At 62.5% G+C, this 14,557-nt stretch carries 13 protein-coding genes; 12 read left to right on the forward strand and 1 reads right to left on the reverse strand.

All coding sequences use genetic code 11. The features are described 5' to 3' along the window. Positions 1 to 7: 7 nt before the first annotated feature. From HDG32_RS05815 to HDG32_RS05870, 12 genes are all read left to right on the forward strand, one after another. A complete protein-coding gene (locus tag HDG32_RS05815; protein WP_184064286.1) occupies positions 8 to 814 on the forward strand; it encodes an enoyl-CoA hydratase/isomerase family protein in 807 nt (268 codons plus the stop codon). Between the two features lie 17 nt (positions 815 to 831). Then, complete coding sequence (locus tag HDG32_RS05820) at positions 832 to 1,647, forward strand: enoyl-CoA hydratase/isomerase family protein (protein ID WP_184064289.1); 816 nt, start codon at positions 832 to 834, stop codon at positions 1,645 to 1,647. A 44-nt stretch (positions 1,648 to 1,691) separates the two neighbouring features. Beyond that, entirely contained in the window at positions 1,692 to 2,546 is an 855-nt protein-coding gene (locus HDG32_RS05825; RefSeq protein ID WP_184064292.1) for an SDR family oxidoreductase, read from the forward strand. Between the two features lie 3 nt (positions 2,547 to 2,549). Next, positions 2,550 to 3,692 (forward strand): CaiB/BaiF CoA-transferase family protein, encoded by a 1,143-nt coding sequence (locus HDG32_RS05830; RefSeq protein ID WP_184064295.1) that lies wholly within the window; start codon positions 2,550 to 2,552, stop codon positions 3,690 to 3,692. Between the two features lie 43 nt (positions 3,693 to 3,735). After that, the gene (locus HDG32_RS05835) at positions 3,736 to 4,935 is read left to right on the forward strand and encodes an acyl-CoA dehydrogenase family protein (protein ID WP_184064298.1); all 1,200 of its coding nucleotides are present in this window, start codon (positions 3,736 to 3,738) and stop codon (positions 4,933 to 4,935) included. A 31-nt stretch (positions 4,936 to 4,966) separates the two neighbouring features. Next, positions 4,967 to 6,121 carry an acyl-CoA dehydrogenase family protein gene (locus HDG32_RS05840; RefSeq protein ID WP_184064300.1) on the forward strand — a complete coding sequence of 385 codons (1,155 nt, stop codon included), beginning with the start codon at positions 4,967 to 4,969 and terminating at the stop codon, positions 6,119 to 6,121. 34 nt (positions 6,122 to 6,155) lie between these two features. Further along, positions 6,156 to 7,322, forward strand: a complete 1,167-nt coding sequence (locus tag HDG32_RS05845; RefSeq protein WP_184064303.1) for an acyl-CoA dehydrogenase family protein — start codon at positions 6,156 to 6,158, stop codon at positions 7,320 to 7,322. Between the two features lie 16 nt (positions 7,323 to 7,338). Next, positions 7,339 to 8,145, forward strand: a complete 807-nt coding sequence (locus tag HDG32_RS05850; RefSeq protein WP_090808781.1) for an enoyl-CoA hydratase — start codon at positions 7,339 to 7,341, stop codon at positions 8,143 to 8,145. A 22-nt stretch (positions 8,146 to 8,167) separates the two neighbouring features. Beyond that, positions 8,168 to 9,037 carry a MaoC/PaaZ C-terminal domain-containing protein gene (locus HDG32_RS05855; RefSeq protein ID WP_090808783.1) on the forward strand — a complete coding sequence of 290 codons (870 nt, stop codon included), beginning with the start codon at positions 8,168 to 8,170 and terminating at the stop codon, positions 9,035 to 9,037. 139 nt (positions 9,038 to 9,176) lie between these two features. After that, positions 9,177 to 10,385: an acyl-CoA dehydrogenase family protein gene (locus HDG32_RS05860; protein ID WP_184064981.1), complete on the forward strand. Its 1,209-nt coding sequence runs from the start codon at positions 9,177 to 9,179 to the stop codon at positions 10,383 to 10,385. 39 nt (positions 10,386 to 10,424) lie between these two features. Further along, positions 10,425 to 11,528, forward strand: coding sequence for an acyl-CoA dehydrogenase family protein (locus HDG32_RS05865; protein WP_260336258.1), 1,104 nt, complete (start codon positions 10,425 to 10,427; stop codon positions 11,526 to 11,528). Positions 11,529 to 11,599: 71 nt separating this feature from the next. After that, positions 11,600 to 12,829: a cytochrome P450 gene (locus tag HDG32_RS05870; RefSeq protein ID WP_184064984.1), complete on the forward strand. Its 1,230-nt coding sequence runs from the start codon at positions 11,600 to 11,602 to the stop codon at positions 12,827 to 12,829. 141 nt (positions 12,830 to 12,970) lie between these two features. On the opposite strand, the gene HDG32_RS05875 is transcribed toward HDG32_RS05870, so the two are convergent. Next, on the reverse strand, positions 12,971 to 13,630 hold the full coding sequence (locus tag HDG32_RS05875; protein WP_184064309.1) for a TetR/AcrR family transcriptional regulator: 660 nt from the start codon (positions 13,628 to 13,630) through the stop codon (positions 12,971 to 12,973). Positions 13,631 to 14,557 lie beyond the last annotated feature (927 nt).

Genomic DNA, 14,557 nt, shown 5'->3' on the forward strand with positions numbered 1-14,557 from the left:
AGCCAACATGAGCGAAAAAGAAACGGCAGAAAACGATACGACGTCGCTGATCGAGGTGACCCGCGAGGGACCGGTCGCGATCGTGACGCTAAACAATCCCCGACGCCGCAACGCGATGGGACGTCAGATGCGTCAGTTGTTGCTCGACACGATGCATCGGCTGATGGTCGACGATCCGGACTCGCGGGCAATCGTCCTGACGGGCGCGGGCGAGCACTTTTGCGCCGGCGCCGACATCTCCGAGATGACGACGCGCACGATCCTGCAAAGCCGCGAGATTCTGGCGGAGTCGTGCGTGGTAGTGCGTGAAATGCAGGCGGGACCCAAGCCGGTCGTGGCAGCCGTGGAAGGCGTAGCCTTCGGCGCCGGGCTGTCGCTCGCGGTCGCGACCGACTATGTCGTGGCTGCGTCGAATGCACGCTTTTGCGCGGCGTTTCTGCGCGTCGGCCTGATTCCGGACACCGGTATTCTGTGGACGCTTCCGAAGCGCATCGGCATGGCTCGCGCGAGGGAGATGCTCTCGCTCGCCACTGAAATCGACGGCGACAAGGCCGGCACGATTCACCTTGCCAACGAAGTCGTCGGGCCGGGTACTGCGCGCGCAAGGGCAATCGAAGTTGCGCGCGGTCTTGCCGACTTGCCGCCGCTCGGCGTGGCGCTGCTGAAGGACGCGCTGACCAACGCGGCGACGACCATGGAAGGCGCGCTGCGAGCCGAGATCGACTATCAGCCCATCCTGCGTCAGTCGAAAGACCATCAGGCTGCCTGTAAGGCGTTTATGGAAAAGACCGAACCGGTCTTCACAGGTGAGTGAGCGCGGGGAGCAACGCGATGAGTATCGAGCAGAAGGAAAATGCCGCGGGCGCCGACGAGATCGTGCAGGTGCGCCGTCAAGGCGACGTGAGCATTGTCACGATGAACTATCCCGAGCGCCGCAACGCGTTCTCCATGAGGATGCGCGTTGCGCTGACCGAGGTCTTGCACCGGCTAATGCACGACGATCCGCAAACGCGCGCCATTGTGCTGACAGGCGCGGGCGGCCATTTTTGCGCGGGCGGCGACCTGTCCGAAATGCACGCGACCACTCTACAGTTGCTGGCGCTTCGTGAGCGTATCGCGGTGGGCGTGCGTCTGTTCAAGCTGATTTATACGGGCACGAAGCCGGTCGTCGCGGCGGTGGAGGGCACGTGCTATGGAGCGGGGCTGTCGCTGGCGGCTGCATGCGATGTCGTGGTCGGTGCCGATACCGCGAAGTACTCATGTGCGTTCGGCAAGGTCGGACTGCTTCCCGACACTGGAATTCTATGGACGCTGCCGCAAAAGGTCGGCGGCAGCAAGGCGCGTGAGTTGATGCTGAAAGGCGATGTCATCGACGCGGCCACGGCGCGCCGCATCGGCCTGGTCAGCGAGGTGGTCGCGAGCGGCGGCGCGCTCGATGCGGCGATCGAGGCCGCGGCGCGCTTCGCGAGCTATCCGCCAGTGACGCTGGCGCTCCTGAAGGCGAGCCTCGTCAACGCGGGCAATTCGATCGAAGACGCATGCCGCCTCGAAACTGACCTCAATCCGCTGACCCGTCAAACGAGCGACCACGCGGAGGCGGTGACGGCCTTCATGGAAAAACGCAAGCCGGTTTTCACGGGTGCCTGACGCCGCCATTCTCCGTTGCTGTCCCTACTGGAAGTTCAACGCATATGTTTACGCCTGACCTGCTGAAGAACAAACGAATCCTCATCACCGGGGGAGGCACCGGCCTTGGTAAGAGTATCGGCCTGCGCTACCTCGAACTGGGCGCCGATCTCGTCATCTGCGGTCGCCGCAAGGAAGTGCTGGATGCGACGGCCTACGAGTTTCGCGGCGTCGTGCCTGGCGCGCGTGTCACGACGGTGCAGGCGGACGTGCGCAGCGCCGAGTCCGTCGAGTCGATGATGGAGACCATCTGGCGCGATGGTCCGCTCGACGTATTGCTGAACAACGCGGCGGCCAACTTCATCGCGCGCACGGAAAGCCTGTCGGCGCGCGCGGTGGATGCGGTGCTCGACATCGTGCTGCACGGCAGCTTCTATTGCACGATCGCGGCGGGCAAGCGCTGGATCGACGCGGGTCACCCGGGCAACGTGATCAGTACCGTATCGACGCCCACGATGACCGGCTCGGCCTTTACCGTGCCGTCCGCGGCCGCGAAGGCGGGTATTCTCGCCATGACCCGCAGCCTCGCGGTCGAGTGGGGCCCGAAGGGCATTCGCCTGAACGCGGTGGCGCCCGGACTGTTCCCGACGCCGGGCGCATGGGAGCAGTTGTACCCGCCGGGCTCGCAGGTCGAGCCGCAGGAGCGCTCGGTGCCGCTGAGGCGCTTCGGCGATCACGCGGAACTTGCCAATCTTTACGCGTATCTGGCGTCCAATGGCTCCGGCTACATCACCGGCGACATGATCGTGATCGACGGCGGCCGCTGGATGCAGGGGGTGGGCGGCCCGACCTTCCGCGCGATGCAGGACTGGACCGACGAGCAATGGGACGCCATGCGCGCCCACGCTCGCAAGGGTTGAACCATGGGTCCGCTTGCAGGAGTTCGAATCATCGAGCTGGCCGGCATCGGCCCGGGGCCCATGGCGGCGATGCTGCTCGCCGATCTGGGTGCGACGGTGTTGCGCATCGAACGTCGCCGGCCGGTCAAGCTCGGTATCGAGCGTCCGCTGCGCTACAACCTGTTGCTGCGCAACCGAAAGACGATTGCGCTCGACCTGAAAGACCCGGAGGCCGTCGAACTCGTGCTCACGCTGGCGGAGCGCGCCGATGCCCTGATAGAAGGTTTCCGACCCGGCGTGACCGAGCGACTCGGGCTGGGTCCGCAGGCCTGCCTCGAACGCAATCCGAAGCTCGCTTACGGGCGCATCACGGGATGGGGCCAGGAAGGTCCGCTCGCGCAGTACGCCGGGCATGACCTGAACTACATCGCGATCACCGGCGTCCTCAACGCAATTGGCCGCCGCGATCAGCCGCCGTCGATACCGCTGAATCTGATCGGCGACTATGCGGGCGGTTCGCTGTACCTTGCAATGGGGCTCCTGTCGGCGATCCTGCATGCGCGCAACGGCGGCGCGGGACAGATCGTGGATGCCGCGATCGTCGACGGTACGGCCAACCTTGCTACCACGTTCTTCGGCATGCAGGCTGCCGGCATCTGGCGCGACGGGCGCGGGACGAATATCACGGATTCGGGATCGCACTTCTACGACGTTTATGAATGCGCGGACGGCAAGTGGATTACGGTCGGCCCCATCGAGGACAAGTTCTATCTCGAACTCCTCCGCCTGCTCGACATCGATCCGCAAACCCTGGGTACGCAGCTCGACGCCAGCAACTGGCCCGCCGCGCGCGCACTGTTCGCGCTGAAATTCAAGCGACGCACACGCGAGCAATGGACCACCTTGCTCGAACACACGGACGCGTGCTTCGCACCGGTTCTGTCGTGGACCGAGGCACCCGGGCATGCGCATCTGAAGGCGCGCGGCACGTTCATCGAAGTGGACGGCATCGTGCAGCCCGCGCCGGCGCCGCGCTTCTCCGCCACGGTGCCCGCGAAGCCGACGGCGCCCGAGGCACCCGACGCGACCACGATCGACGCCGCGCTGGCGGCATGGCTCGAACCGGGCCGCATTGGCGAGTTGAAAGAAGCGGGAACGCTGGCCTGAGGCGCGCCCGACAGGCGACCCATAAAGACGAAACGAGACACTCATGGATCTGCGATATACCGACGAAGAGCTGGCGTTCCGCAATGAGGTCAGAGCCTTCTTCAAGGAAGCGCTGCCGGCCGACATCCGACGCAAAGCTACCTTGGGGCAGCGCTATTCGGCGGCCGACCTGCGCCGCTGGCAACGCATGCTCTACGAGCGCGGCTGGGCGACGCCAGCGTGGGACAAGGCGTGGGGCGGGACGGGCTGGAGCGCGGTGCAGCAATACATCTTCAAGGAAGAGCTGCACATGGCCCCGGCGCCCGAGACGCTGTCATTCAACGTGAACATGATCGGTCCGGTTTTGATCGCGTTCGGCAGCGAGGAGCAGAAGCGCCATTTCCTGCCTCGCATCGCGAGCCTCGAATACTGGTTCTGCCAGGGATTCTCCGAGCCCGGCGCCGGTTCGGACCTGGCCGCGCTGCGGACCCAGGCGGTGCGCGACGGGGACCACTATGTCATCAACGGCCAGAAGCTCTGGACTTCGACGGCGCATCACGCGGACTGGATGTTCTGTCTCGTACGCACGGATTCGAGCGGCAAGAAACAGCAGGGCATCACGTACCTGCTGATCGACATGAAGACACCGGGCCTGACCGTGCGCCCGATCGTCACGATCGACGGCCACCATGAAACCAACGAGGTGTTCTTCGACAACGTGCGCGTGCCGGTTGCGAACCGAATTGGCGAAGAGAACAAGGGTTGGGATTACGCGAAGTATCTCCTTGGCAACGAACGCAGCGGCATTGCGCGCGTGGGCGTTTCGAAGATGCGCGTGCGTCACGCGAAGGATCTTGCGAAGCGCGTGCCCTGCGGCGACGGTGTGCTATGGGACGACCCGCGTTTTCGCGAACGTGTCGCGGCAGTCGAGGTGGAACTGAAGGCCCTGGAGATGACGCAGATGCGCGTGATCGCCGAGAGCAGCGCGCAGCAGAGCCATGTGCCCGACCCGAAGACTTCGATCCTGAAGATCAAGGGTTCGGAGCTGCAGCAACTCGCAGCTGAATTGCTCCTCGAGGTGGCAGGGCCGGATGCTTTACCGCTCGATCTCGACTTCCTGCGTGGGCTTGCCGATCCGGTTCGCGAACCCGAATGGGCGCTCACCGTTGCGCCGAATCACTACTTCGCGCGTCATGTCTCGATCGTGGGCGGCTCCAACGAGATTCAGAAGAATATTCTCGCCAAGTCCGTACTCGGACTTTGAGCGACGGGCGAACTGCGGAGAAGCATCAGATATGGACTTTGATTTCACCGATGAGCAACGCATGCTCAAGGACAGCGTCGACCGGCTCGTCAAAGACGAGTATGGGTTCGAGCAGCGCGCGAAGTATCTCGCTGAGCCGGACGGTTTCAGCCGCGAGCTTTGGGCGCGTTACGCCGACATGGGTCTGTTGGGCCTTTCGTTTGACGAGGAATACGGCGGCAGCCACTGCGGCCCTGTCGAAACGATGATCGTGATGGATGCGTTGGGCCGCGCTCTCGCGGTCGAACCGTATCTCGCGACGGTCGTGCTGGGCGGCGGCTTGGTGCGGCTTGGCGGCAACGCGGCGCAACGCGCGGCGATTCTGCCGCGGATTGCGCAGGGCGAGTTGCAGATGGCGTTCGCGCACAACGAGGCGCAGGCGCGGTACGACCTCGCGGACGTTGCGACCACCGCACGACGCGAAGCCGCCGGCTGGGTGCTCGACGGCGCCAAGCGCGTTGTGCTTCACGGCGGCAGCGCCGACGTTCTCGTGGTGTCGGCGCGCGTGTCCGGTGGTAGGCGCGAGCGTGACGGCATCGGGCTGTTCGTGGTCAGGGGCGACGCAGAGGGCGTGACGCGCCACCCGTATCCGACGCAAGACCGACTGCGTGCGGCAGACATTCAGTTGTCCGGCGTGCGCGTTCCAGATAGCGACGTTCTGGGCACCGCGGGCGCCGCGTTGCCGCTGATAGACACGGTCGTTGCGCACGCGATTGCGGCAGTGAGCGCGGAAGCCGTAGGTGCAATGGCAGCTGCGCACGAAGAAACCGTGGAGTATCTGAAGGTCCGCAAGCAGTTCGGGGTGCCTATCGGATCATTCCAGGCGCTCCAGCATCGTGCAATCGACATGCTCGTCATGGTGGAGCAGGCGCGCAGCATGGCGCTCTTCGCGACCATGATGAGCGAGGAGCCGGACGCGGCGGAACGCGATCGCAGTATGTCGGCGGCGAAAGTGCAGATCGGGCGCTCGGGCCGCTTCGTCGGTCAACAAGGCGTGCAATTGCACGGCGGCATCGGGATGACCGAGGAGTGCAAGATCGGTCACTACCTGAGACGCCTGAGCGTGATCGATATCCAGTTCGGTTCGACCGAACATCATCTGACCCAGCTCGCCAATGCAGGCGGACTGATCGATGCAGCAGCGTGAGCCGCGCGTCCAGCCAAGCAAACGGAAACCATTCATGAGCCGAATTTCCCCGCCCGATCAATATCAGGAACTGCGCGACGCCTTGCGAGACCTCTCGAAGGCGTACCCCGACGAGTACTGGCGCCGCATCGATCACGAGCGCGTCTATCCCGAGGCGTTTGTGGACGCGCTGACGAAGGCCGGCTGGATGGCCGCGCTGATCCCTCAGGAGTATGGCGGTTCAGGTCTCGGGTTGACCGAGGCGTCCGTGATCATGGAGGAGATCAACCGCAACGGCGGCAACTCCGGCTTTTGTCATGGCCAGATGTACAACATGAATACGCTGCTCAGAAACGGCTCGGAGGCGCAAAAGCGCAAATACCTGCCGAAGATCGCGAGCGGAGAATTGCGTCTGCAATCGATGGCTGTGACCGAACCGACCACCGGAACGGACACGACGAAGCTGAAGACCACTGCTGTAAAAAGAGACGACCGGTACGTGGTGAACGGCCAGAAGGTATGGATTTCGCGCGTGCAGCATTCGGACATGATGATCCTGCTCGCACGCACCACGCCGTTGTCGGACGTGAAGAAGAAGTCGGATGGGCTGTCGTGCTTTCTCGTGGACCTGCACCAGGCTATCGGCAATGGCCTGACCGTGCGGCCGATTCCGAACATGGTCAATCACGAGACGAACGAGCTGTTCTTCGACAATCTGGAGATTCCTGAAGAGAACCTGATTGGCGAGGAAGGCAAGGGCTTCAGGTACATCCTCGACGGACTCAACGCCGAGCGCGCACTGATCGCGGCCGAGTGCATCGGCGACGGCTACTGGTTCGTCGAGCGCGCGTCGAAGTACGCCAGCGAGCGTATCGTGTTCGACCGGCCCATCGGTATGAACCAGGGCATCCAGTTCCCGATCGCCGAGGCCTACATCGACGTGCGCGCGGCGGATCTGATGCGCTACAAGGCCTGCGAACTGTTCGACAACCATCAACCGTGCGGCGCGGAAGCGAACATGGCGAAGCATCTCGCGGCCACGGCTTCGTGGAAAGCCGCCAATGCCTGTCTGCAGACCCATGGCGGCTTCGGTTTCGCCTGCGAATACGATGTCGAGCGCAAGTTCCGCGAAACCCGGCTCTATCAGGTGGCGCCGATTTCGACGAACCTGATTCTGTCCTACGTCGCCGAGCACGTGCTCGACCTGCCGCGTTCATTCTGAGCTTTGGAGGGATCTGATGCGCTTCGAGACCATTCTGTACGACGTCAAGGACCGGGTAGCGACGATCACGCTGAACCGTCCGGAACACATGAACACCTGGAACGACCAGGTGGCGACCGAAGTGTACGAGGCGATGCAAGCGGCGGGCGCGGACCATGGCGTGCGCGTGATCGTTTTCACCGGCGCGGGCAAGGCGTTTTGCGCGGGCGGCGATATTCACAGCTTCGGCGGTGATCCCGCCGCGCTCATGACGAAGCTCCCGCGTCCGTTCGACATGCGCAAGCGCGCCGACTGGCAAACGCGCTGCTCTTACTACCCGGCCATTCCGAAGCCGGTGATCGCGATGCTCAACGGCGCTACCGTCGGCATTGGCCTGATCCATGCCCTTTTCTGCGACATCCGCTTTGCGTCCGAAGACGCGACCATCACGACGGCATTCGCGCGCCGCGGCCTGAGCGCGGAATACGGCATGGCCTGGATACTCGCGCGTCACGTCGGCCAGGCACACGCGCTCGACCTGCTGCTTTCGGGACGCAAGATCAAGGGGCGCGAAGCCGAACGTATGGGACTCGTGAATCGGGCAATTCCGGCGGACAAGCTGGTCGAGGAGACCTATGCGTACGCGCGTGAAATGGCGGAGTACTGCTCGCCGCGCTCGATGCGCATCATGAAGGAGCAGGTCTGGGAGGTGCCGTTCCAGACGCCCCACGAGGCGGTGATACACGCCGGGTTGGACATGCCGATCGCCAACCAGTGCGATGACTACAAGGAAGGCATGGCGAGCTTTCTCGAGAAGCGCAAGCCCAACTTCACGGACTACTGAGCACACATAGGACTACCACCTCATGCTGAACTACGAAGTCGTCAAGAACTGGCCGATCGAAGATGTCACGCAGACATATAGCGAGCGAGACGTGATGCTGTATTCGCTGGGTCTCGGGTTGGGCGCAGACCCGCTGGACGCAGAACAGCTGCGCTACGTCTATGAAAAGGACCTGCAAGCGATGCCGACTTGCGCGGCCGCGTTCGCTTGGCCGAAATCGTGGATGCGCGATTCGCGCACGGGCATCGACTACCTGAAGCTCGTGCACGGTGAGCAGGACGTTCGCTTCATGCGCCCGATGCCGGTTGCAGCGACCATCGTCAGCAAGACGCGGGTGAGCCGCATCTCGGACAAGGGCGCGGGCAAGGGCGCGATCGTCGAACTCAAGCGTGACATCATCGACGCCTCGACGGGCGAACAACTTGCCGAAGTCCGGCAGGTGTCCTTTCTGCGCGGCGACGGAGGGTTCAGCGCCGGGTCGGGCGCGAGCGACGCGCCGCCCGAAGCGCTTCCGGCTGTGCCGGAGCGCGCGCCGGACGCGGAATACGTCTTTTCGACCGGCGCGCATGCAGCGTTGATCTACCGCCTTTCGGGCGACGCCAACCCCCTGCACGCGGACCCGGAGGTGGCGTCGAAAGCCGGATTCAACCGGCCCATTCTTCACGGCCTCGCGACCTATGGCATGGCGGGTTACGCCGCGATTCGCACCTTCGCGGGCAACGACGCAAAGCGTCTGAAGCGACTCGCCTTGCGCCTGACCGCGCCGGTGTACCCCGGCGAAGAAGTGCGCTTCCAGTTCTGGCGGGACAGTGACACGCGTCTGCATCTGCGGGCGCGCGTCGACGCACGCGATGTGGTGGTGCTGAACAACGGAATCGTGGAAATTGCCTGAAACCGCGCCCGGCAGCGCCGACGTGCTTTGCCGGGCCGCGACTGGAGCCTGAAATGAAACGACCCCCATGCTCACTGTTGTTCGCGGCCCCCCGGGGGGGCTTCAGCCTCCCTTGGGGGCGGCCCGGCGGGAGGCTGAAATGGACCTGAAAGAGAGTCCCGCCGACAAGGAATTTCGCGCCACGGTGCGCGAATTCGTAGCGACTCATTTGCCCGACGACATTCGTGAACGGGTGCTGAACTTCCGCCATGTGCCGCGCGAAGACTACGTGCGCTGGCAACGCATTCTGGCCGGGAAGGGATGGGGCGCACCTGCGTGGCCCGCGCAATTCGGCGGCGCTGCCTGGAATGCCGCGCAGCGCAACATTTTCGACGAGGAATGCTTTACCGCCGGCGCGCCGCGCCAGATGCCGTTTGGCCTTTCGATGGTTGGACCTGTCATCCAGAAGTTCGGCACCGACGCGCAGCGCGAACGGTTCCTGCCGCGCATCATCTCGATGGAGGACTGGTGGTGTCAGGGTTACTCCGAGCCGGGTGCGGGTTCCGATCTGGCGTCGCTCAAGACGCGTGCGGACCGCGTCGAGCGCGACGGTCAACTGTTCTACGTCGTCAACGGCCAGAAGATCTGGACCTCGTTTGCCCAATGGGCGAACTGGATTTTCTGCCTGGTCCGCACGGATGGCAGCGGCCGCCCACAGGAAGGCATCTCGTTCCTGCTGATCGATATGTCGACGCCCGGCATGACGGTCAGACCCATCCGCACGCTTGACGGCGGCCACGACGTCAACGAAGTGTTCTTCGACAATGTGGCAGTGCCAGTGAGCAATCTCGTCGGTGAGGAGCATCGCGGCTGGTCGATCGCCAAGTATCTGCTCGGCCACGAGCGGACCAACATCGCCGGCCTCGGCAACTGCAAGCGTTTCATGCGACGTCTGAAGGAGATTGCCAGCACCGAGCGTAAGCACGGCAAGCCTCTCATCGAGGACGTTCGCTTTCGCGATCGCATCGCCAGGGTGGAAATCGATTTGATCGCGCACGAATGGTCGCTGCTGCGCGTCGTCTCAGCCGAAACTGCAGGACGTCCCATCGGACCGGAGGCTTCGGTGCTGAAAATCCGCGGTTCGGAGATTCAGCAGGAGCTTACGGAGCTGATCATGGAATGCGCAGGCCCCTATGCGGTGCCTTTTGTAAGCGAAGCGCTGGAGGCGGACTGGCGCGGCGAAACCGCGAACGGCGAGCTGCTCAACGCGCTGGCCGCGCACTACCTGGACTGGCGCAAGATTTCGATCTACGGCGGTTCGACTGAAGTGCAGAAAAACATCATCGCCAAGCAGGCGCTCGGCATCTGAGGACACGCCATGGACTTCACGCTGGTTGAAGAGGAACAGATGCTGGCCGACGTGGTCGGCCGTTTCGTCGAAAAGGAATACGACTTCGAGGCGAGGCGCCGTCTCGCCGCTACTCCCGAGGGCTGGTCGGCTGCGCACTGGACGACGCTGGCCGAAATGGGCGTGTTGGCGCTGAACGTGCCGCAGGATCATGGCGGCCTTGGCACGGGGCCGGTCGAGACCATGCTCGTGATGGAGGCCTTCGGCCGTGGGCTCGTACTGGAGCCGTTTGTTTCGACGGCCGTAATCGGCGCGAAGCTGATCGGGCGCGCGGGACACGAGGCGCGCAAGGCGGAGTGGCTGGCTGGTATCGCGGACGGCAGCCTGAAGACCGCGCTGGCGACGCTTGAACCGGGCGCGCGTTTCGATTTGTGGGATGTTGCGATGAGGGCCGAGCCAACGCGTGACGGGTTCATCCTGAATGGACGCAAAGGCGTTGTACTTCACGGCGACAGCGCGGACATTCTGCTGGTTTCGGCGCGTACCGCAGGCGAGCAGATCGACAAGCACGGCATCACGCTGTTCGCCGTCGATGCGCGAACGCAAGGCGTCAGCGTCAAAGGATTTCCGGCACTCGACGGGCAGCGTGTCGCCGAGGTGGTGCTGGACGACGTGCGCGTCGATGCAAGTGCTGTCATCGGCGTCGTCGATCAGGGCTATCCGTTGCTCGAGTGGACCGTCGATCAAGGTATTTTCGCGCTCTGTGCGGAAGCGGTGGGCGCGATGTCGCGGCTGAGCGATCTGACCTTTGAATACCTGCGCACGCGAAAGCAGTTTGGTTCGCCGATCGGCAAATTCCAGGCGCTGCAGCATCGCGCCGCCGATATTTTGACCGCCGTAGAGCAGGCGAAATCGATGGTCTACTTTGCGGCGGCGAAACTTGGCGATGACGACGAGCTGGAAGCCCATCGTGCTGTGACTGCCGCAAAGGCGCTGATTGGCCGTAGTGCACGCTTCGTGGCGCAGCAAGCGGTACAACTGCACGGCGGGATGGGCATGACGGACGAACTGGCGGTGGGGTGGTACGTGAAGCGGCTCACCTGCATCGACATGACTTGGGGAAACACCGAACACCATATCGAGCTGTACGGCGCGTTCCTGTAATTGCAGTTAATCAGACGACAAGAATGGTCCCGACCGCACATGCCGGTCGATTTGAAGAAAGGAGACAACTGATGTCAGTAGCTGCTCATGGCGCGACTCCGGAGCTGGCGCCAATTCCCGCGCACGTATTGCCTGAACGAGTGTTCGACATCGATATCTACAATCCGCCGGGTGCCGAAGACGACTACCATCTCTCGCTCAAGCAGTTGCACGCCGAAGGCATTCCCGACATTCTCTGGACACCCCGCAACGGCGGACACTGGATCGCGACGCGCGGCGATGACATCTATCACATCCTCAAGGACTATGAGAATTTCTCGTCGAAGCAGCTGACAGTGCCGCTCGTCGAGCATCAACCGTTGCCGCCGATCTTCTTCGATCCTCCGCAGCACACCGCCTATCGCGCGCTGATCGCGCCCGCGTTCATGCCGCAGGCAATCGGCAAGCTCGAGGAGAAGGCGCGCGAAATGGCGATCGAATTGATCGACGGCTTTTATCTTAAGGGCGAGGTGGAATTCGTAGCGGGGTTTGCGCAGCATCTTCCGATCGGCATTTTCATGAACATGGTGGCGCTGCCCGCCGAGGATCGCGAGTACTTGCTCGGCCTCGCTGACAAGATGGTCCGCCCGGTCGATGCCAACGAGAAGCTCAAGGCGCTCGGTGCGATTTTTCAGTACCTGGGGGGGAAGATTGCGGAACGCCGCGCGAACCCGGGTGACGATCTCATCAGCAAGATTGTCCATTCGAAGATCGACGGGCGCGCGCTCACCGACGAAGAAGTGCGGGGGCTCTGTGGTCTCGTGCTGATTGGCGGCCTCGACACGGTTGCCTCGGCAATGGGCTTTATCGCGCGATTCCTCGCCGGGAGCCCGGCCCACCGCAAGCAGCTCATCGACAACCCCGAACTGACGCAGAAGGCCGTGGACGAGCTTCTGCGGCGCTTCCCGGTGGTCAATCAAGGGCGGCGGATCACACACGATTTCGAGTACAAGGGCGTGCAGATGAAGGCGGGTGACATGATCATCATGCCGACGACACTGCACGGTCTGGACGAGAGGAAGTTCGACGCTCCGCTGAGCGTCGATTTCGCTCGGCCTACGCCGATTCATTCGACGTTCGGCAATGGCGCGCATCGTTGTCCCGGCTCGTTCCTTGCGCGCGTGGAGTTGAAGGTTTTCCTTCAGGAATGGCTTAAGCGGATTCCCGATTTCCAGATCAAGCCTGGCGAGAAAGCGGGTGTCCACGGAGGTGTGAACGGCACGCTATACCACTTGCCTCTTGTCTGGGACGTGGTCCGCTGAGGATCGGTCACAATGGCCTGAGCAGGCCATTGCGACCATGTGCGTCTGTAGAAGGGGATCCGCGGTTCGGTGCGCCCGTCACATGGCGCGCCGACCGCTCCATCCGGGCGCGATTCTGGCACAAGCAGCTGCCTTGCAGTTTTATGGAGATGCCTTGCTCAACGCTCGCCAGACGACCTTCATGGCGTGACGGAACGAGTCCGCATTAAATGTGTCCGCGCCGGACCGGCGAAGAAAGACGACCAGACCGTGCAGATGTGAAAGGAGTAGGGCGCCGCGCAACGTGCATTCTCCCGAGGGCAAGGTTGGGTTGATCTGCGCGATCAGTTCCGCCAGGAGACCCTGAAAATCCGCAGTAGATTTCGCCATCAGGGCATGCAGAAAGGGCTCATGCTCTGCGAGGCTCCAGCATTCCAGCACAAAGGCGCTAACGCGGTTTCCGCCGCTCGCCGTCAGTACGGAGAACGCCTCGTCGACGATGACATCCAGTCGTGCTTCCGGTGACCGGGATTTGTCTTGGGCGATCGTCCGATAGTGCTCGAAATAGCGATCCGTGTATGCCTCGATCGTGGCCCGCAATAGTTCTTCGCGGGTGCTGAAGTAGTGCTGCAAGGTCCTCAGTCGAATCCCTGCCTCGCTGGCAATTCGGCGTTGAGTGAAACCAGCGTTACCTTCGGATGCGAAGACCTCGATCGCCACTTCGATGATGGCGGGCACGCGGGTCGTTCTGTTCCCGCGCCGTCTGGGCCCGTCTGCTGCCGTGTTGCCGAGGTCTGCCGATGAGATGGTCAGGTCTTTCATCTGTTGTGCTCTCCTTGGCGTCTGCTGTCCTCGCGCTTGTTGCCAGTCCGGGATGTGTATCTGCGGGCTATACCCCGCCTGATACGAACGGCGTTCGATCCTGATCGCGCAGCGCCGGCATTGACCTGATGATAGTCGGATGACGAATAAATATGCGTCTTCTGACTAATTAGCTTTTAGATAAAGCCTGATCCAGTCACTCGCGGCATCACATATCCTACCCGAATAAAGGGTAGATTTGTCCATACCAGCATTTCCCCTGGTGTCATCTGGGCTTGATAATGGGTCGGCTGACTACTACTATTTAGTCAATCGACACATTACGCCGGAAACCGACCATTCCCATGTGTCGCAAGCCGAAGCAGCAGATCCGCAGGGTTTGGGGTTGGCCGGTTAGAGTCGCCAATTTGCGTTCGTGGTTGTGATGTCAGCAGCGCGTACAGGGCGGTAGAAGGAGCTGGACATGAAGGTTGGGGAAGGTTCTTTGCGTTCGCTGATCGACAAGTGGATTGCGCCCACTGCAACCACCTCGGTGCACATCACCCGATGTACTTTCGCAAATTCAGGCCAGACGAGGTGTGTACTTGCGCGGTCGTCCGCCGCGGCGAACTCCTTCGCGATATTCTTCTTTCGACACGACGACGGGGCATGGCGCGTGTTCCCGCCTCCTCCTCGCAAACCAGAAAGGCACTTCTACGCAGGAACGGGATAAGGGATTCGTCTGATCGCGGTCCATGAACAGCCTATATAAAAGGACTGCAAAGGAAACTGATCCGATCGCACAAGCGTTTTCGGCTGCTTCTGCGATTCGTCCTGACTTTCGCGCTTGAATGGAAAGACGGAAGGCCGGCTCATCGTGGCCTGTACTGCGTACCGGACTAGAATCGAAGAATCCGGGCTGCGCCCGGCCTGCCCATCGATTCATCA

Origin of the sequence: Paraburkholderia sp. CI2, assembly GCF_014201055.1 — a bacterium.
In the GTDB taxonomy this organism is placed as follows: domain Bacteria; phylum Pseudomonadota; class Gammaproteobacteria; order Burkholderiales; family Burkholderiaceae; genus Paraburkholderia; species Paraburkholderia tuberum.

What these genes read in the sequence shown, in the direction of transcription:
- HDG32_RS05815 (WP_184064286.1), top strand. Translation starts at nt 8, where the DNA reads ATGAGCGAAAAAGAAACGGCAGAAAACGATACGACGTCGCTGATCGAG.
- HDG32_RS05820 (WP_184064289.1), top strand. Translation starts at nt 832, where the DNA reads ATGAGTATCGAGCAGAAGGAAAATGCCGCGGGCGCCGACGAGATCGTG.
- HDG32_RS05825 (WP_184064292.1), top strand. Translation starts at nt 1,692, where the DNA reads ATGTTTACGCCTGACCTGCTGAAGAACAAACGAATCCTCATCACCGGG.
- HDG32_RS05830 (WP_184064295.1), top strand. Translation starts at nt 2,550, where the DNA reads ATGGGTCCGCTTGCAGGAGTTCGAATCATCGAGCTGGCCGGCATCGGC.
- HDG32_RS05835 (WP_184064298.1), top strand. Translation starts at nt 3,736, where the DNA reads ATGGATCTGCGATATACCGACGAAGAGCTGGCGTTCCGCAATGAGGTC.
- HDG32_RS05840 (WP_184064300.1), top strand. Translation starts at nt 4,967, where the DNA reads ATGGACTTTGATTTCACCGATGAGCAACGCATGCTCAAGGACAGCGTC.
- HDG32_RS05845 (WP_184064303.1), top strand. Translation starts at nt 6,156, where the DNA reads ATGAGCCGAATTTCCCCGCCCGATCAATATCAGGAACTGCGCGACGCC.
- HDG32_RS05850 (WP_090808781.1), top strand. Translation starts at nt 7,339, where the DNA reads ATGCGCTTCGAGACCATTCTGTACGACGTCAAGGACCGGGTAGCGACG.
- HDG32_RS05855 (WP_090808783.1), top strand. Translation starts at nt 8,168, where the DNA reads ATGCTGAACTACGAAGTCGTCAAGAACTGGCCGATCGAAGATGTCACG.
- HDG32_RS05860 (WP_184064981.1), top strand. Translation starts at nt 9,177, where the DNA reads ATGGACCTGAAAGAGAGTCCCGCCGACAAGGAATTTCGCGCCACGGTG.
- HDG32_RS05865 (WP_260336258.1), top strand. Translation starts at nt 10,425, where the DNA reads ATGCTGGCCGACGTGGTCGGCCGTTTCGTCGAAAAGGAATACGACTTC.
- HDG32_RS05870 (WP_184064984.1), top strand. Translation starts at nt 11,600, where the DNA reads ATGTCAGTAGCTGCTCATGGCGCGACTCCGGAGCTGGCGCCAATTCCC.
- HDG32_RS05875 (WP_184064309.1), bottom strand. Translation starts at nt 13,630, where the DNA reads ATGAAAGACCTGACCATCTCATCGGCAGACCTCGGCAACACGGCAGCA.